The sequence below is a fragment of the Bacillus sp. 275 genome, assembly GCF_001999205.1.
GTDB classification, from domain to species: Bacteria; Bacillota; Bacilli; order Bacillales; family Bacillaceae; genus Bacillus; species Bacillus velezensis.
The window spans coordinates 595,477-613,332 of record NZ_CP019626.1; the positions used below are offsets into that span (position 1 = coordinate 595,477).

21 protein-coding genes are annotated in these 17,856 nt (G+C 46.3%); 2 read left to right on the top strand and 19 right to left on the bottom strand.

Annotation, left to right across the window (positions count from 1 at the left end; translation table 11 throughout):
- Positions 1–131 precede the first annotated feature (131 nt).
- From BZ167_RS02285 to BZ167_RS02330, 10 genes are all read right to left on the bottom strand, one after another.
- On the bottom strand, positions 132–1,325 hold the full coding sequence (locus BZ167_RS02285) for an ABC transporter permease (RefSeq protein WP_062623325.1): 1,194 nt from the start codon (positions 1,323–1,325) through the stop codon (positions 132–134).
- The gene (locus tag BZ167_RS02290; RefSeq protein WP_007409637.1) at positions 1,322–2,014 is read right to left on the bottom strand and encodes an ABC transporter ATP-binding protein; all 693 of its coding nucleotides are present in this window, start codon (positions 2,012–2,014) and stop codon (positions 1,322–1,324) included. Before BZ167_RS02290 ends, BZ167_RS02285 begins: the two co-directional genes overlap by 4 nt.
- Complete coding sequence (locus tag BZ167_RS02295) at positions 2,015–3,151, bottom strand: efflux RND transporter periplasmic adaptor subunit (RefSeq protein WP_012117453.1); 1,137 nt, start codon at positions 3,149–3,151, stop codon at positions 2,015–2,017.
- Position 3,152: 1 nt separating this feature from the next.
- A complete protein-coding gene (locus tag BZ167_RS02300) occupies positions 3,153–3,851 on the bottom strand; it encodes a YknW family membrane protein (RefSeq protein ID WP_015417378.1) in 699 nt (232 codons plus the stop codon).
- A 322-nt stretch (positions 3,852–4,173) separates the two neighbouring features.
- The gene (gene moaD / locus BZ167_RS02305; RefSeq protein WP_007409633.1) at positions 4,174–4,407 is read right to left on the bottom strand and encodes a molybdopterin converting factor subunit 1; all 234 of its coding nucleotides are present in this window, start codon (positions 4,405–4,407) and stop codon (positions 4,174–4,176) included.
- The gene (locus BZ167_RS02310; protein ID WP_007611116.1) at positions 4,404–4,874 is read right to left on the bottom strand and encodes a molybdenum cofactor biosynthesis protein MoaE; all 471 of its coding nucleotides are present in this window, start codon (positions 4,872–4,874) and stop codon (positions 4,404–4,406) included. The genes moaD and BZ167_RS02310 overlap by 4 nt, the downstream gene beginning before the upstream one ends.
- Positions 4,875–5,396, bottom strand: a complete 522-nt coding sequence (gene mobB, locus BZ167_RS02315; RefSeq protein ID WP_039063003.1) for a molybdopterin-guanine dinucleotide biosynthesis protein B — start codon at positions 5,394–5,396, stop codon at positions 4,875–4,877. It lies immediately after the preceding gene.
- Positions 5,357–6,649, bottom strand: a complete 1,293-nt coding sequence (locus tag BZ167_RS02320) for a molybdopterin molybdotransferase MoeA (protein WP_077391926.1) — start codon at positions 6,647–6,649, stop codon at positions 5,357–5,359. The genes mobB and BZ167_RS02320 overlap by 40 nt, the downstream gene beginning before the upstream one ends.
- Positions 6,650–6,666: 17 nt before the next feature.
- Positions 6,667–7,686: a molybdopterin-synthase adenylyltransferase MoeB gene (locus tag BZ167_RS02325; RefSeq protein WP_007611113.1), complete on the bottom strand. Its 1,020-nt coding sequence runs from the start codon at positions 7,684–7,686 to the stop codon at positions 6,667–6,669.
- A gap of 51 nt (positions 7,687–7,737) precedes the next feature.
- Positions 7,738–8,340, bottom strand: coding sequence for a molybdenum cofactor guanylyltransferase (locus BZ167_RS02330; protein WP_039251605.1), 603 nt, complete (start codon positions 8,338–8,340; stop codon positions 7,738–7,740).
- Positions 8,341–8,485: 145 nt separating this feature from the next.
- Here BZ167_RS02330 and BZ167_RS02335 point away from each other — a divergent pair, with 145 nt between their 5' ends.
- Complete coding sequence (locus BZ167_RS02335) at positions 8,486–9,478, top strand: coiled-coil domain-containing protein (protein WP_060675397.1); 993 nt, start codon at positions 8,486–8,488, stop codon at positions 9,476–9,478.
- Positions 9,479–9,498: 20 nt separating this feature from the next.
- Here the strand turns inward: BZ167_RS02335 and rok are convergent, their stop codons facing one another.
- Positions 9,499–10,107: a transcriptional regulator Rok gene (gene rok, locus BZ167_RS02340; RefSeq protein WP_060675396.1), complete on the bottom strand. Its 609-nt coding sequence runs from the start codon at positions 10,105–10,107 to the stop codon at positions 9,499–9,501.
- Between the two features lie 450 nt (positions 10,108–10,557).
- Positions 10,558–11,016 (bottom strand): TlpA disulfide reductase family protein, encoded by a 459-nt coding sequence (locus tag BZ167_RS02345; protein ID WP_060675395.1) that lies wholly within the window; start codon positions 11,014–11,016, stop codon positions 10,558–10,560.
- A gap of 288 nt (positions 11,017–11,304) precedes the next feature.
- Between BZ167_RS02345 and BZ167_RS02350 the strand changes: the two genes are divergently transcribed.
- Positions 11,305–12,111 carry a mechanosensitive ion channel family protein gene (locus BZ167_RS02350; protein ID WP_060675394.1) on the top strand — a complete coding sequence of 269 codons (807 nt, stop codon included), beginning with the start codon at positions 11,305–11,307 and terminating at the stop codon, positions 12,109–12,111.
- 130 nt (positions 12,112–12,241) lie between these two features.
- Here the strand turns inward: BZ167_RS02350 and BZ167_RS02355 are convergent, their stop codons facing one another.
- The 7 genes from BZ167_RS02355 to BZ167_RS02385 all read right to left on the bottom strand — a co-directional run bounded on the left by BZ167_RS02355 (position 12,242) and on the right by BZ167_RS02385 (position 17,856).
- The gene (locus BZ167_RS02355; RefSeq protein WP_060675290.1) at positions 12,242–13,594 is read right to left on the bottom strand and encodes an IS1182 family transposase; all 1,353 of its coding nucleotides are present in this window, start codon (positions 13,592–13,594) and stop codon (positions 12,242–12,244) included.
- Positions 13,595–13,724: 130 nt separating this feature from the next.
- The gene (locus BZ167_RS02360) at positions 13,725–13,970 is read right to left on the bottom strand and encodes a YkuS family protein (protein ID WP_003154596.1); all 246 of its coding nucleotides are present in this window, start codon (positions 13,968–13,970) and stop codon (positions 13,725–13,727) included.
- A 60-nt stretch (positions 13,971–14,030) separates the two neighbouring features.
- A complete protein-coding gene (locus BZ167_RS02365) occupies positions 14,031–15,155 on the bottom strand; it encodes an N-acetyldiaminopimelate deacetylase (RefSeq protein WP_012117444.1) in 1,125 nt (374 codons plus the stop codon).
- A gap of 70 nt (positions 15,156–15,225) precedes the next feature.
- The gene (dapD, locus tag BZ167_RS02370) at positions 15,226–15,936 is read right to left on the bottom strand and encodes a 2,3,4,5-tetrahydropyridine-2,6-dicarboxylate N-acetyltransferase (protein ID WP_007409623.1); all 711 of its coding nucleotides are present in this window, start codon (positions 15,934–15,936) and stop codon (positions 15,226–15,228) included.
- A gap of 81 nt (positions 15,937–16,017) precedes the next feature.
- The gene (locus BZ167_RS02375) at positions 16,018–16,473 is read right to left on the bottom strand and encodes a flavodoxin (RefSeq protein WP_007409622.1); all 456 of its coding nucleotides are present in this window, start codon (positions 16,471–16,473) and stop codon (positions 16,018–16,020) included.
- A 26-nt stretch (positions 16,474–16,499) separates the two neighbouring features.
- Positions 16,500–17,393 carry a WD40/YVTN/BNR-like repeat-containing protein gene (locus tag BZ167_RS02380; protein WP_061861424.1) on the bottom strand — a complete coding sequence of 298 codons (894 nt, stop codon included), beginning with the start codon at positions 17,391–17,393 and terminating at the stop codon, positions 16,500–16,502.
- Positions 17,383–17,856 carry a flavodoxin gene (locus BZ167_RS02385; RefSeq protein ID WP_012117440.1) on the bottom strand — a complete coding sequence of 158 codons (474 nt, stop codon included), beginning with the start codon at positions 17,854–17,856 and terminating at the stop codon, positions 17,383–17,385. The genes BZ167_RS02380 and BZ167_RS02385 overlap by 11 nt, the downstream gene beginning before the upstream one ends.

The following is a 17,856-nucleotide window of genomic DNA, read 5'->3' on the forward strand; positions in this document are numbered from 1 at the left end:
TAAACTGTAAATTCGACAAAAAGGGGGACAATTGTATGACATTTTCTTTTTATCATAAATGAAAAAAGTCTATTATATTCATTCAATCATTAAAACACAAAAAACCCCATGCAGACTGCATGGGGCGCCGATTATTCATACCGTAACGCTTCAATCGGATCTAAGCGAGATGCTTTGTTGGCGGGCAGCATGCCGAAAATGACACCGATCAGCATACTGAACAGCACACCGATACAAACCACCTGCCAGGAAACGAGCGACGGCCAGCCTGCGATAAGGGAAACGAGTGATGCTCCCCCGTAGCCGAGACAGATTCCGATTAAGCCGCCGATTAATGTAAGCACAACAGATTCAATTAAGAATTGTGTCAGAATCTGTCCTCTCGTGGCACCGAGCGATTTGCGGATGCCGATTTCTCTTGTCCGTTCCGTCACTGATACGAGCATAATATTCATGACCCCGATCCCGCCGACAACGAGAGAAATACCGGCGATCGAACCGATGATCGTCGTCATGACGGTCGTGACCTGGCCGATTCCCGCCGCGATTTCTTCCATATTCATGACTTGATAGGCCTCTTTTGTATCGTGATTGTCATTTAAGAGAAGGGCCGCTTCTTTTCCTGTTGATTTGATTTGATCAGCGGACTCCGTCTGAACGGAAACGTTGCTGTAGTCGTTAGTACCGAAAGACGTTTTCAGCATGTTGAACGGCACATACATTTCACTGAGTCCTAACGATAAAAAGCCGCTCTCTTCTTTCAGTACGCCGATTACTTCAACGGGCTGTCCGCCGGCCCAGACGATTTTTCCGACCGGAGACGTTTTCCCGAACAGCTTTTCAGCCATTTTTTTCGAGATGATTCCTGCTCTTTTCCCGGAAAGAAAATCATTATCCGTAAATGTCCGTCCATCTTGAACGTCCAGCTTTTTTACGTCCATGTAGCCGCTGTTAATGCCGTTCAGCGTAATATCCGTGTCTTCTTCATGGTAACGCGCCGTCATGGATTTTACCGCGGAAGCGACAACCTGCTTTACGCCGTCCACTCCTTTTAATCCATTAATATCTTCTTCTGTAAAACTCGCTTCCTGTAAGGCGTTCGGATTGGCTGTTAATTCTTCATCACTGGGCATGTAAAACAATTCAATCGTATTGCCCGGCCCGCTGATGGATTGCTTCAGCATTTGCTCTCCGCCCTGGCCGACAGCCACAACAACGATTACTGAACCGACGCCGATAATGATTCCGAGCATTGTCAGAATCGATCTCAGCTTGTGAGCTCTTACGGAACTGAGGGCCATCCGGAGATTTTCTAACAGGCTCATTCCCCCACTCTCCTCTGCTCAGCATCGCGGGAAACGATCATGCCGTCACGGACGAAAATCACTCTGTTTGTACAGTCCGCCACTTCAGGCTCATGAGTGACGAGCACCACGGTCACGCCCTCTGCATTAAGCTCTGTGAACTGCTCCATAATGGAAATGCTTGTTTTCGTATCCAGTGCGCCGGTCGGTTCATCAGCTAAAATGAGCTTCGGTTCGTTCACAATGGCTCTTGCAATCGCGACACGCTGCTTCTGGCCGCCTGACAGCTCATTCGGCATGTGACGCATCCGATCCGCCAAACCGACTTTTTCCAGCGCGTGCTCAGCCCGTTCCTCACGCTCTTTTTTGCCGATACCGGCGTAGATCATGGGGAGTTCGACATTTTTTCTTGCATTCAATCGCGGCAGCAGCTGAAATTGCTGAAAGACAAATCCGATTGATTTGTTCCGGACCGCCGCAAGCTCTTTTTCAGTGCATGAAGAAACATCTTCGCCCGCAAGCCTGTAACTGCCGGACGTCGGTCTGTCCAGACAGCCGATGATATTCATGATCGTAGATTTTCCCGATCCCGACGGTCCCATAATTGACACATATTCTCCTTCTTCAATCGTCAAGTCGATTGAACGAAGAACATCAAACGTCTCCTTGCCGATCTGATAGCTTTTTTTCACCTTTGAAAGCTGAATCATCTATGCTTTCACATCCGTTCCGTCAGTCAAACCGTCAGCCGGATTCAGAATGACTTTATCATCCTTTGAAAGCCCCTCTTTTATCTCCGTAAGCTGATTTGCGGTATCGCCGACTTTAACTTTCACGCGTTTGGCCTTCCCGTCTTTTACCGTAAAGACCCAGTGCTCATCTCCGTCTTTTTTGACTGCGGAGGACGGCAGCGTATCGGCTTTCCGTTTGTCGGTTTCAATGTTCATAATTAATTTAAATCCCGGTTTGCCTTCCGGAAGGTTTCCGATCAGCTTAACCTGAAACGGATACTGGACGGCTTGTTCCGTGCTTTCCCCCGAAGCAGCGCTTGACTTTTGATCAGGAACGAGGCCGACAGCCGCCACTCTCCCTTTCCACGTTTTACCTGGAATGGCGTCTGAGGTAATTGTAACGCTTTGTCCCTTTTTCACTTTCAGCGTGTCGTATTCGGACAAATTGCCGGCAACGATCAGGTGTTCCGGGTCTCCTATATGTATAACCGGTTCTTGAATATCCGATTTTTTAGAAGCCGCTTCTTGATTTACCGAGATTACCGTCCCGTCCATCTCACTCTTAACATTGAGATTCGCCACCTGATTTTCAAGAGACTGCTTTTGCAAATCAGATTGCTTTAATTCGATTTCCGCCGTTTTTTGCTGAAGCTGCAGATCAGTCCGTTCGGATTCAATTTGTTTTTTGGCTTCCGCTTCTCCCACTTGTTTTGCCAGATCTTGTTCCTTGCTGTTTAATGCTCTGAGTTTTTCTTCAACTTGTTCGATTTGCATCCGTTTTGATTGTTCTGTCAACTCATTTTGTTCTTTATCAAGATTGAGCTGCTCATTTGTATATGTGACTAACGACGACCCTTTTTTTACTTTGTCGCCTTCTTTTACTTTCACTTTATCAAGAGTTCCTTTATCCGCTTCATAAAAAACATACTGTTCTTTAGAGAATTTAAGTGTTCCCGGAACCATAACCGTAGAGGAGATTTCTCTGTTTTCCATGGTTCCGGTTTCGATTTTTTTCCCGGCGCTGCCGCCCGCGGGAGCGGCAGACTTATAAATATTGATACCGATGAATACTGCAACAATTACGGCGATGCCGATTCCGATCCAAATTTTTTTCATGTTATACACCTGCTGTCACTGAACTTAACAGTCCTCCGACTGCCGAAACTAAAAGCATAATAACAAACAGGACAATCGCGGAAGTCCAGGCCGCTTTTTTCGAAATGCCGCCTGTATAGCGAAGTCCCAAAGCGAGCAGAATATAGCTCCAGATGCTGAAAATGTCGAACGCGCTTAAAAAGACCGCGACGCCGTCTCCGGCCGGTATGACACTCGCCAAAGATGTAACGGCATACAATGAGCCCGCACCGGTAAAATAAGTGACAAGACCGTTAATAACTAAGCCGATATTGGTAATAAATGCCGTAAACAGGCTGAGTGAGAGCATTTTTTTGTAAGTTGTCACGCCGCCTGAAATTTTGACGCACAGCCAGTAAATGAGCGGAACGATAAACAGAGCGATAATGCCCCCGAAGATTCCTCCGAACATCGAGCCGAATTTAGCGAAGGTTTTGGTCATTTCAATCTGATCATCCGTCAAACCGTCAAGAGATGAGCTGTTCAGCACTTCTTCATAATTCATCCCAAGCCCGCGCAAAATACTGCCGGCCGCGATAAGAATGATGACAATCAGGAGAGGAATGCCGATGACCGGCTTTTCTTTTAATCTTTTAAACTGCACAACAGGACTTGTAATGACGCCGAAAATTGACGGCTTTTCCGTTACTGCCGTATTGCTTTTTTCCAGGTTTGGTTCCATATTGCTGATGCCTCCTATGTATTATTCTGTTTATACGTACGCTTTAGGCTGAGAGAAGTTTCAATTTTTTTGCCGTTTGCGTATTTATGCTAAATTGTAACACAAATTCTCAGCTTTACGTTCCATAATTATGTAAAAAAAAGCATTGTCAGATCCGTGCGACGGGATGCTCAAAGCCTTGTGAAGGCACTGTCTTCAGCCTATTCATGCAGTCAAAACCAGCTCAATCGCAAATCCCTTTAAATCCCATTTAAATATTCTCTGGAATTCAGCGCCTATATACAAAAAAGCCGGATGGCAATGATGCACATCCGGATCTCTTTCACCCTCCGCTTACAGGAGGGATAAAGGCAATGGTATCACCTTCTGTTACGATGCTGTTGTCTTTTACATATGTTTCATTGATTGCGATCATGGCATTGTCAATCGTCTGAAGTCCGTACCGTTCCTTTAACAGTGTTTTTACAGCAGACGCCGCCGTCTCTTTTTCGTCAAGTTCAATGACCGGTGTTCCCGCCTGCTCCGCAAGCCCGGCAAACAATAATACTTTAATCATCGCGATTCCCCTTTATCCAAATCCGGTTTTCCGTTCGGATAGGGCGTTGTTTCCAGCTGATCGCCTATCCATTCTTCGCCGTCTTCCCAGATTTCTTTTTTCCATATCGGCACAATCTGTTTTATCCGTTCAATTGCATATTCATTCGCCTCATATGCCGCCTTTCTGTGCGGTGAAGACACGGCGATTACGACCGCTGCTTCTCCGATATCAAGGACGCCGACACGGTGAGTGATTGCAGCTTCGGCTCCTTCCCATTTCGCGCTGATTTCATCGCCGATTTGAGAAAGCATTTGAACAGCCATCGGTTCATACGCTTCATATTCGAGACGCACCGTCCGCCGTCCGGCAGTCCACTCTCTGACCGTGCCGATAAACGTTGTGATGGCGCCGGCTTCACGCTTTTCAACTTTTTTTACGATATTTTCCGCAATGATAGGTTCCCTTGTAATTTGAAAACGTTCCATTTATGCAGATTCCCCTTTCAGCTGCGAAAGCACAAACATCATGGCAGCCGGATCGTCCGCATGGAATACGGGCATGCCTGCATCTGCCGGCATATGCTCCGTATTTCTGCTGACAACCGCGATCACGCGCTCCAAATGCTTCAGCTTTTGCCAATCTTCGCTGTCTTTGATCATAATGATTTTCGGATGCGGCGCATGTTTAAATCCCTCTATGAGAAGACCGTCAATTCCCAGACATTCATACAGACTGATCAAACCCGCCAGATCCCATTTTTTTCGCGCCGTAAGCTGCAGGACGCCATCCCCTTCTACTCCCGTAACCGCGGCCCCGGCTTTTGAAAAACGCTCCGAGTCTTTTCCGTCAGAAAAAGGTTCCGGTTCTCCGCCGTGTCCGTGATGTTTTAAACATCCAATATCGCACTCTTTCGGCGCCGCTTTCAGCACACGTTCAATAAACGTTGTTTTACCGCTGTTTTGAAAACCTACGATCTGGACGATCGGGAAAGAATTGACCACGGCCATTCACTTCCATTCTCATCACGGATGAGGAGCACGTGAACCGTCCGGCCCGCTTCATATCCCCTCGTTCCTCCCGGCAGAAGGATAAACGCGTTTGCTTCGGCTAGAGATGTGACTGAGCTTGATTTGTCGAGACCGACCGGTGACGCCATCATCTTTCCGTCCTTATGATAAACAAATGCCCTCACAAATCTCGTAAACGGATTCGGTTTCGGAAAGTCGTTTGTTAACACGGCTTCCGCCCATCCGGAATGAGGTTTTTCATTCAGAAGCCACGTCTGAATCATCGGTTTGACAAACAGGGTGAATCCGACATAACATGCGGACGGATTGCCTGAAAGGCCGAACAGCAGCATGTCATCGGCCCGGGCGACAGTTGTCACGCTCCCCGGGCGCATCGCCACTTTGTTAAAAAGAACTTCCGCTCCGAGCTTATTATAAATGTCTGGAAGAAAATCAAAATCGCCGACTGACACGCCGCCGGTCGTGATCAGAAAATCAACTTTTTTCATAGCTTCCTTCACCGCATCATAGCTGTCATCAAAATCATCGGAAATTTTCCCTAAGTTCAGCGGCACCGCGCCCGCTTCAATGACCTGGGCATACACCATCGCAGCGTTGCTGTTGCGGATTTTCCCCGGCTCAAGCGGATCGCTGACATGAAGAAGCTCGGTTCCCGTTGCGATAATGCCGACAACCGGCTTTCTGACCACGGGAACGGAAGCATAGCCGAAGGTTGCTAAAAGAGCGGTTACGCCCGGCGTGATTTTCGTCCCTTTTTTTAATAGCGAGCTGCCCTTTTTCGCATCTTCTCCTTGATATGAAATATTATCGCCCGCATGGAAAGGGCGTTTCACTGACATGTAATTCGTCCCGTTTTCAGAAAACGTTTTTGTCAGCTCAAGCATCACTACGGCATCCGCGCCTTTTGGAATCTGCGCCCCCGTCATAATGCGGACCGCTTCATAAGGCCCGAGTTCTTTTTCTGACACGGCGCCGGCCCCGATATGGTCAATGACTTCAAAGGTGACGGCATTGTCACGGGAAGCCGTTTTTGAATCGCTCGCCCTGATGGCAAACCCGTCATACGGGGAACGGTTAAAGGCCGGCACATCATGATCCGCCTTAACATCCTCCGCCAAATAGCGGTGGAGACTGTCCTCAAGCGCCACCCATTCGGTATCCCCCTGTTTTTTATACCGGCTCACCCGGCGGACTGCTTCGTCCACCTGAATCGGCGTTCTTTTTTCAAGCATAGCAATATCTCCCCTTCCTACAGTCCGATCACCCTGGCCAGAACTGAATTTGCTTCTTTTATATCGTTTGTACCGTGAATCAAAGCCCGTCCGTCCTGAAAAATAACGATTCTGAAGCGCTCATACGCCATGTGCAGCAGAAATTCATTTGCTTCCACTTTACCGATCTGCTTCAGACGTTTGACAAGCTCTTCTTTATCCAGCCTCTTTAAGGCTTCCGATCTGATTTGAACGGTGTCTCTTCCGCACAGCACGCTTGCTTTCGGCCTGTTTTCAGGCTGCAGATACGGATATACGGGCTCCGCGCCGCAGGAAGGGCAATGATCCCGTTTGATCTGATCCACATTTATGCTCATATTGGTGTTATTCCACACGTCAAACGTGAAAAAGCGCCGATTTACCGCCGCATGATTTCCTGTCAGCAATTTCAGCGCCTCAGCCTGCTGATAAGCGGAGACGATATGAACCGCCGGAGGTATGATGCCTGCTGTATCACATGTCGCTCCGCCCACGGGCATTTGCTCAAACAGGCAGGATAAACACGGCGTAACCCCCGGAATAATCGTCATGCACATTCCCTGACTGCTGACACAGGCACCGTAAATCCAAGGTGTTTTCGTTTTCAGCGCCAGATCATTGATGACCATTCTCGTTTCAAAATTATCTGTCGCATCCACGATGCAATCCGCTTGTTCGATCAGCGGTTCGAGCGTTTCCGCCGTACCTTCCGCCGCGTAAGCATCGATATGTATATCACTGTTTACCGCCAAAAGACGCGCCTTGGCCGCCATTGCTTTCGGCAGGCGCTGTCTCGCGTCTTCTTCTGTATACAGCTGCTGTCTTTGTAAATTGCTCCATTCCACATAATCCCGGTCAATAATCGCCATACGGCCCGCTCCGGCTCTTGCCAAACCCTCTGCCGCGGCTGTTCCGAGGGCTCCGGCTCCGACAATCAGGACACTGCTGTCAGCCAGCGCCTGCTGCCCTTTTTCCCCTATCGGCTTAAATCTTGTCTGCCGCGAATAGCGCTCTTCCATCTGTGTTGTCCCCTTGCATTTTTATTTCCATCATACCATGTTTCTTCCCGATCAGTCCTGATTTGAAGACTCGACATGCGCCAAAAGTCTGGTGTAATCATCCTGTGTGTTGATATTAGCGAACTCCTCCGGCCCGGCGCCGATGTCTTCAGCCTGCACATAACAGACAGACAGCCGTTTCAGCGTGTCTGTCATTTTCAGTTTGTTTTGTGTCAGCTGATCAAAAAGCACATCCTGCACCCGTTTATGGTAAACCGCCAAGAGGGGCTGCTCTCTGTTTTTACAAACCGGTATGACAGCGTCCAGGTTTCCGGTCAGCTTCATTTCAAGCGCCGCCATCGTTTTTCTTGTCACGAGCGGCGTGTCACAGGATATGACCGTATATGTTTCGCCTTCCGTTTGTTTCATTGCCGTATATATGCCGGCCAGCGGGCCCATTCCCCGAAACCGCGGCTCATCGGCCAAAACATGCCGCTCTCTGTTTGATAAGAACTTTTTTATATGCTCAGGGCGGCTGATAATTACCGTTTCTCCGCCGCCGAAGGCTTTTTTCGCCTGTTCATAAAACATGCCGCCCTTCCACTTTGCAAAAGCTTTCGGTTCTCCGAATCTTCGGGAAGCTCCCCCTGCTAATATTACATTCACCCGTTTCATGTCATCTCTCTCCCATTCTATATAAAAGCATAGCAAACGCCTCAGCCGAAATACAATATTACGGTGCTTGTCTGTTTAATTAAGAGGAATAGCCGTTGATCCTTTCCCATATTGTAGTGTTAACATCATGAGGGAGATGGTTCTTATGAAAATATCCGGTCCGTTTTTCCACGACACTTCTCAAGAGAACCTTTACTTGAAATCCGAACTTTCCAGATGCAGAAAATTAATTTCAGAATTTGAAGCAAGCTACTTCCATCAAAAAAATAATAAGCTTCAGGAGGAAAACGCCAATATTAAAGAGCGGCTTCACAAGCTTTCTGACGAATTGGAAGCCATGGCTCAAAAACACAAACAGACAAGTGACACGGAACGTTCTTTGCATGATATCAGAGCCGGGCTGCTCGATAAAATCGTCATTCTGCAAGAACTGCTTCAGCAGGAAACGTTTCGGCGGAAAAATGAGATGGAAGAAAAGCACCGTCTGCATCTTACAAATGTAAAATTTGAAGAAGAAAATAAAAACTTACATACCCGCATCCGCTCACTTGAGACCGCCATTCAAACTGAACGGACATCTCACGAAGATATGAAACAGCGTTATCATGCCGCTGCAGACGAAAATACCCGGCTCCAAACACAAATGATAGAAAAAGAATACCAGCTTAAACATATTAAAATAGAAATTAATCATATGAGAGATCGAATACTAGAAACAAAAGAACGGCTTGTAGAAATAGAAAAAACGAAAGAAAAGTTATTTCAAGAAACCATTCTTTCGTATAAACGGCAGCTGGACGAAAGTGATGCTTGGATTGCCGGCCATTTTGCTGATATTGACAGCCGCACGGCGGAACCGGCGGAACAAGCTCTGGAAATCCCTTCTGTTTCCAAAGAGACTGTTCAGGCAGAAGACTTGCTTAAAGCCGTTACCGAACAAGTCATCTCCCTGCAAAAACAATTTGTACAATCAGAGTCCCGCGATCAGTCGTTTGATGAAAAACTGGATGCGTTGAAAGAACGTGCTGACGGCGAAAAGCCTTTCCAAAAATATGTCGTCAAGCTTGAAAAAAAGCCTGGAAAAGATGCGTCACTTCCGCAGAATAAGCGGGAAAGCGCAAAAAAACTGCTTGAGTAACGCAAGCAGTTTTTACTGTTTTATTCAGCAGCCGTATCATTTGCCGTATCATTTGCCGTTTCTGCTGTTTCCTGAGAAATTTCTCCCTCAAGAATATATTGGCCGCGGTATGGTTTTTTCACTTCCGGATACATTTTAATTAAGCTTTGCATAAATGTTGTCATATTAGGAATTTCAAGGCCGCTTTCCTTTTCAATTTCCTTTTGCAGTTCGGAACTTTTAATCGCTGCATTGTGGCGTTTCAATGTTTTAATCGCTGCTTCGCGCAGTTTTGCCGCTTTTGATCCCGGTCTCGCCGTCCCTCTTCTTCTTCTTGTAGAACCGTCTGGAATGCCGGCAGGAAGAGACGTAATAGACTGCATCTGCGGCTGGGAGGATTGAGGCTGTGCCTGCGGCTTTTGATAGCTTCTCATTTCCTGTGCTGCAAGCTCTGCAAGCACCGGGAGAGAGTCACTTTTTTTCTCCGGACGAAACTCTTTTTTTGTATCGGACAGGCTGCCTGTATTGTCTAATTCTCTCAGTTTTGCATATATTTTATCACGTTCTATTTGATATTCACGAATGACTTTTACCTCTGCTTCGTTCAATTGTTCTAAACGTAAGCGCAGCGCTTCTCTTTCATTAAACATGTGTAAAACCCCCTGTCAAAAATTTAAACGCTTTTATTAAGATATTAGATTACAAAAGTAATTTTATCAACTATTATTTTATCATTTTACTATTTTATTTACTCTATGAAAAATTGCTTATTTTCTGAAAATGGTACTTTATATACAAAAATCCCTTATCATATAGGGGATTCTGGACAAAGTTCCAATTTATTCAACCATTTCAAAATATAACTTGAAATTACTTGTTTAATGAAAATTAGCGTGATATCTACAATTTTCGACTATAATATGTAAAAGATAATGATATCGATAAACAAGCGGTACAGCGTGTTTACGGCTGTTTCTCTTATTTTAAAGCCGCACATGCCATATTGGAATTTTTTATCCAGTAAGCACAAAAAAAACCTGTTACCTAAACGGCAAAGGGTTTGCAGAACCGAGACAATAGTCCGGCGGAGATTGTCCCGATTACTCAGAAGCCTGCTCCGTTTCTAAAAGTACTCGGCTGACGCGTTTTTCAAGCATTTTCATCCCGCCTCCTCCCGCTTGAAAATGGCGGAGCTGTCCGGTTTTATCGAAAAGGTAATAAGCCGGCACATATTCATTTTCAAATGCTTCAGTCAGCGTATGATCGCTGTCGACGTAAATCGGCTGAGAGATATCGTGTTCAGCCGCTGTTTCCTTGATTTTCTCAAGGTCAAGATCGTCTTCGGAACGGGGCATGTGAACGGCCACCACATTCAGCTGATCTTTATATTTATCACGAAATTCGTTCATCTCAGGCATCGCTTCTTTACACATGCGGCAGCTGGCGGACCAGAAGTGAATCAGTGCCGGCTTTCCGCCGACCAGCTGTTCCTTCGTGACTTCTCTGTTAATCCATGCTTTAGCGCCTGTCAATTCAGGCATTTGCTGACGTAATTTCATCTTATTTCCCTCCTTATGAAAAAGGTTTTTTGCCGGGGCTTTCAGTTCCGCCGGGCAACGTTCTCCTGTTTTCCCTCCAAAGGTTATGATTTGGCTGAATCACCATGTTAAAATGAGTGTGGCGATTCCTTAGTTCATATCTTCACAAAAATGATGATATTGAAACCGGGCAATATGAACAAATCATAAATGAAATAACTGGTTTCTATTAAAAGGTTTATCTTATTTTAAAAACGGGTATATCACTTTTAGCTTTTTCCGCAATAGACTTGAAAGGAAGACATCACTATGATTGATTTAAAACACTTTGACTGGGCCGGGCTTCTCACATCTGCCGGGATTTTCATCATAAAGCTGGCTCTTATTATTTTAGCGTACTTTATTTTCCGGGCGGCAGGAAAAAAGCTGATCAAGCATCTGTTTCAGAAATTCGAGCAACAAAACAACCTCTCCACAGGCCGCGCTTATACTTTGCGAAGCCTCGCGCTTAATGTATATGGATACATCCTGATTTTCGTTTTTATCGTAATGATTTTGGATTTATTTCACTACAATCCGAGCGCTCTCATTGCCGGCGCCGGTGTGGTCGGTCTCGCAGTCGGCTTTGGGGCTCAGGGGCTTGTCAGTGACATCGTCACCGGATTTTTTATCCTTTTGGAAAAACAGATCGACGTCGGCGATTATATTACGGTTGCCGGCTACAGCGGCATTGTCGAGCAGGTCGGTCTCCGTACGACGCAAATCCGGAGCTTTGACGGCACGCTTCACTATCTTCCCAACCGGGGCATTACGAATGTGAGCAACCATTCCCGCGGAACGATGCAGGCGCTTGTCGATATTAAAGTGCCGTTTGAAAAAAATCTTGATGAAACCATTCAAATCCTGCAAACCGCGTGTGACAAAGCAGCCGCTGAGCTCCCGCAGATTAAGGAAGGGCCGGACGTCATCGGGGTTCAGGATTTAAGCTCGTCAGAAATGGTGATCAGAATCATTGCCAAAACAGAAAATATGGAGCAATGGCGGGTTGAACGCGTACTGCGGAGAGAAATGAAAATCGCGCTCGACCGTTTTAAAAACGCCGCTTCCGCCGAATAGAAAAACCGAAGCGTAAGCTTCGGTCAGCTTGTAGAGAAAACCATGTTTTTTCTACAAGCTTTTTTGTTTTTTATGCATTTTCATACCCAATTCACCTGTTTCTAGAAACCGAAAAAGAGCTCCCGCATACCTAGCCCTGCTTGGCTAGGTATGTGGCAATCTTCTTCATGTTTTGACATGCGGCTGTGAGGAGAACTTGTTCGCTCACATTTTGTTTTCCCCTCAACCTGCAATAGCGAAGCCCATGCAGCTGTTTTGAATCTGCAAAGCTTCGCTCTATTTTTTCTTTTCTTTTTTTGTAGAGGGTTTTCCCTGAAACAGACAAGCGATTTTGTCTGACCTTTTCTTTGTGGTCTTCCCATACATGCCGGGTGATGACTTTCTGACGATTCTTTGATTTTGTGCATTTCTCAAGCAGCGGGCATAAGGAACATGTTTCAGAATTTGACTTATATGACCGGTAGCCTTTGCGGTCAGTTGTTGAGTACGTAAGTGTTTGCTGATTCGGACAAATGTACCTGTCTTGTTCACTGTCATAATGAAATTTCCATTTTGGAAACAAGCCCCTGACAGGGTGATAACGTCTATGTGCGATGACACCAAAGATACGGCGATCAAATAGGCCTTTACAGATGGGAGTTGTTAAATAACCGGAATCAAGAGCGACGGCTTCTACTTGAAAATCAAATCGGGCGATTTGGTGATCTAATCGATCAAGATAAGGCATAGAATCATGGACATTGCCCGGAGTTACATAGGCATCGGTAATAATGTTATATTTCATATCCGTTGTTCTGTGATCTAAGTAAAAGAAACCCTCCGGTTTATTTTCACGATACAGATATCCACTTTCCGGGTCGGTTGTGCTGTGTCGGATTTCTTTTTCAGCTTTCACCTCCTCTTTGACTTTTAACGGCTTTTTTCCGTGTTCCTCCCGATCCTCTTGAATGGCTTCATTTAAATCCCTGATATAGTTTTGTGTATCTTGTTCAATCGTTTTTCTTGTGTATTTGTGCTTGTTGGCATTGGCTTTTAGGTGAGTGGAATCAGTGAATAAGACACGCCCGCCCACCATATCATGATTGATGGCCTGAAGAACGATCTCATCAAAAATGTCTTGGAAGATGGTTGTATTTTTGAAGCGAGTGCGTCTGTTCCAGCTGATGGTGGAGTGATGCGGAACCGGATCATTGATGTTTAATCCCAGAAACCATCTGTACCCCATATTGTAGTAAATTTCTTTTTCCAGCTGTCTTTCTGAACGGATACCGTAGAGGTATCCGATAAACATCATTTTGAATAAAATCAGCGGATCAAGTGAGGGGCGGCCTTTATTTTCGCTGTAGTAAGGTTTGACCTTTTCAATGATGAAAGAAAAGTTTATGTACTGATCAATTTTTCGAAGCAGGTGATCCTTTTCGACGAGTTGGTCAAGCAGAACAAATTCGGCTGTGTTTTGAGAAGAATTTCTTGTGTGGAACATGAGAAAGACACCGTCCTTTTGAAATCTTTCTTTTATTTTATTACAGGAGAATGGATATTTTAAGAAAAAACAAAGGCTGTCGAGATTTTCTCGACAGCCTGACCGAAGCGTAAGCTTCGGTTTTTTCTTTTTAATGAAATTTTTTTTCCACTTCGCTGCAGATTTCGTCGGCGGTCATTCCGGAAGCCGTAATGACGGGAGCCTGAGTTGACGTATCGGCAATTCCTTGGACATTGCTGTCAAGTCCGGTTACGACACAGCAGTCACAATTCTTCGCATCCTCAGGAGTCTTCATCATCACTACGTCATATCCCTTTTGTTTTAACGCCTGTTCTACATCCGATAAAGATTGTTCAATTCCAATTTTTTTCGTCATATTGAGCACCTCCGTTATGTAGAATGCTCAATTTTTGTTAGATTATTCTTCTTTTCGGATTTAATTGGCATACTTCGAAAAATATCCGACCATGACATTTACCGCGGTTTCCATCGCATCTTCATCCGGGTTCAGCTTGGCGTGATGAAGCCCGTGGGATGAATCGGCCCCCAGCCAGAACATAAAGCCGGGATATTTTTTCAGCATATATCCGAAATCTTCTCCGGTCATCGCTTCTTTCGCCGTTCTCACGTCAGCAAGCTGATGATCGCTGACAAATTGCATAAATTCTTCGGTCAGGCCGCTTGTATTATAAACTTGATGATAAACGGACGGATACGTGACTTTTCCTTTGCATCGGAAGCCGATTTCAATTCCTTTGACAAGCTCTTCAATCCGCTTTTTCACCATACGCATTGATTCCTCGGAAAGCGTCCGGATAGTTCCCTCCAGATGAGCATGCTCTGCGATGATATTTTGCGCCGTGCCCCCCGTAATCGTTCCGACAGTTATCACAGCGCTGTCAAGCGGATCCGTATTTCTGGATATGACCGTTTGCAGCTGCGTGACAAGCGTGCTCGCGGCGACGACCATGTCGTCTGCTGTATGCGGATATGCCGCATGCCCGCCTTTCCCCTCAAGATCGATGACGAGTTCGCTCGTATTGGCAAACAGCAATCCGCTTTTGGTGGAAATTGTGCCTACAGGAAGCTCAGGTGCTATATGGAGAGCGGTAATCAAATCCGGCGTCCATTTTTTCAGCACATCGCTTTCAAGCATCGGTTCCGCTCCGCCCGGTCCTTCTTCAGCCGGCTGGAATAAAAAGAGCAGATCATGTTTGACGGGATGATGGACAAAATGATCAATAATGCCGAGCGCGATGGTCATGTGCATATCGTGGCCGCATGCGTGCATAAAACCGGGGTGTTCAGATGCAAACGGAAGCCCCGTCTGCTCTTCAATCGACAGAGCGTCTATATCCGCTCTGTAGGCGAGCATTTTTTCCGGAGCCGTGCCGTTGACTTTGACAAAGATGCCGGTTCTCCAAGTTTCGATTTCAATTCTTTCCTCCGGATATTGGTTCAATAGATTCAGCAGGTACTGTTGGGTTTTATATTCCTGAAAGCCGATCTCCGGAATGCGGTGCAGATCTCTTCGGATGGCAATGAGCCGCTCTTTTTCCATATGTATTCCTCCTTGAGATAAGAATAAGGCGTGGATTTTATCATCCACGCCCATTCTATCAAACCATTCCTTACAGCTGGCGTAATTCCTGTTTGATTTCTGTTTTGCCTTTTGTTTTTTCATCGATATCTTTGATTTTTTTCGCAGGTGTTCCCGCTACAACGGTATATGGCTCGACGTCATTTACAACGATGGCTCCGGCAGCGACAACCGCGCCTTTACCGATTGTTACGCCTTCAAGCACAACCGCATTTGCGCCAATCACAACGTCGTCTTCCACGACTACAGGCTTAGCGCTAGGCGGCTCAATAACGCCCGCTAATACAGAACCCGCTCCGATGTGGCAGTTTTTGCCGACAGTCGCGCGTCCGCCGAGAACAACGTTCATATCAATCATCGTACCTTCGCCGATGACTGAACCGATATTAATAGACGCACCCATCATGATAACGGCATTGTCGCCGATTTCGACTTGGTCGCGGATAATAGCGCCGGGCTCGATTCTCGCTTTAACATCTTTTAAATCAAGCATCGGGATCGCAGAGTTGCGGCGGTCATTTTCAATGACGTAATCCTCAATTTTGTCTTTGTTTTCTTCGATTGCGCTTTTAATTTCAGCCCACTCGCCAAAAACGACGCCGGATTGGCCGTTCAGGAATGTTTTAGCGGAATCGCCAAAGCTGATTCCTTCAAGATCGCCTTTTACATACACTTTTACAGGCGTTGATTTTGTACTATTTTGAATAAATGAAATAATTTCATTTGCATCCATCATTTTCATATGTATTGTCCTCCTCTGATTTTCTACCTCATTACTGTAACAAAGGAAGGATACAAAGACAAGAAAAAAAGGAACAAGCCTTTATTCTGCCGGCTGGCTGCACAGCGCGGCAAACTGTCTTCCGAATTCCCGGAGCTCTTCTTCCTCACTGCCCTCAGGGTTGTTTTCAATTTTGACCGACGGCAGCACCACCCGTCCGCCGCGGGCTGTGATTACTTTTTCCAATTCGTCAACCGCCCCGCAAAAAAACTCATAGGACGTATCTCCGGAACCGAACAAAGCAAATGTTTTTCCCGTAAACTCCAGGTTTTCCATATCTTCAGCAATATCGAGCATTTCATCAGGAAGATCCCCGTCTCCCCACGTATATGTGCCTAATAAAATATACTCGTAATCATTAAAAAGTTCGGCATGAATATCCATCGCTTCATATCTGTCTACGGATGCTTGTGCTTCGATCAGCCCTTTTTCAATTAAATCCGCCATCGCCTCGGTGTTTCCTGACATTGTGGCGTAAACAAGCAATACATTCCCCATCTTTGTCTCTCCTTTATGCATAAAAACTAATGTGCGAGTCGAACCGCCTCATACGGTCTGACAAACTTACTTTCGTAAAGGCCCGCGCAAAAAAAGTTTTCTTCCCGGTTGGCCACCCGCCATCCGTGACCGCGGATCGTATCAAACCACTTTAATTCACCGGCGGCGAGATCAGCTTGATAAATACGCGAAAATCCGTTTTCGTCCTGTGTCGATGTGACATAAATAATCCCGTTATCCTCAGAAACGTCGAGAAATGATTTTTCCCGTACGGCGGGTCCGGCTGTAATGGCAAACTCCTCTTGCGTCCGTACGTTTCGGACGGCAACCTCGCCCCGTTCTCCCTTTGCCGCGCCCTTTGCTGCAATGAGCCAGTCATTCTGATACATCATCATTGAAGCCGTCATGCGCTGCCTTTCGCAGCTTATACGCCGGATGCGGTCTTCCGTCAGATCATACGCCCAAATGCCGCCATGATTCATATGAATCCGGGTGCCGATATAAATCGTCTGACCGTGTAAACAAAGCGAACGGATGACAGGCGGCTCCTTTAATTGTGAAAAGGGCTTAGCCACATGCCAAGTGACGCCGAAATCATCAGATAAGTAGAGGCAGTATGTGCCGTGCGCACAGACAAACCCGTCATTCCGCCCGGCAACGGCCCATACGGAGGCGCTGGTCGGAAACCGGGAGGCCGTCCAAGTCTTTCCCTGATCGGCTGATCTGAGGACGGCGCCTTTTTCTCCAGCCGCGAATATGTAGGGCCCTATGTAAGTCAGCACATGAATTCTGCTTTTCACTCGGAACAGTCTTTTCCAGCCTTCTTCTGCGGAAAAATGAAAAATACCTTCGCCTTTCACTGCGACAAAAAATCCCGAAGATACTGATGCCATGACAGCCGTCGCGCCTTTATGAAACATGGCACCGGTCTCCGTGGTGAGCGGCCCATGCAAGAAAACCGCGGACAAATTCTTTGCAGCATTCTTGATCTTCAGCCGTCTCGGGCGCCAGCTCAATTTTCAGCGTTTCCGGATATAAATTGGCTCCGGCCTGTTCAAACGCATCGCAAAACAGCGTGACCGCTTCGCAAAACTTCGGGTAGGCGTGATCGCCTGAACCGAAACAGGCCGTTTTCAGTCCGTTGAGCTGGCTGTGCAGAATATCTTCGTAAAAATCTTCCGCTTCGTAAGGAAGATCACCGTCCCCCCATGTGTACGTGCCGACAAAAACATAATCATACGCTTCGAGAGAATCCGCATCTGCTTCGTCCATGTCGAGACAGTCAACTGCTATCTGATGCCCGCTCAGTGTTTCTTTTATAATGCCGGCAATATCCTCTGTATTCCCCGACATGCTTGCGTATATCATTAATGCTTTCTGCAT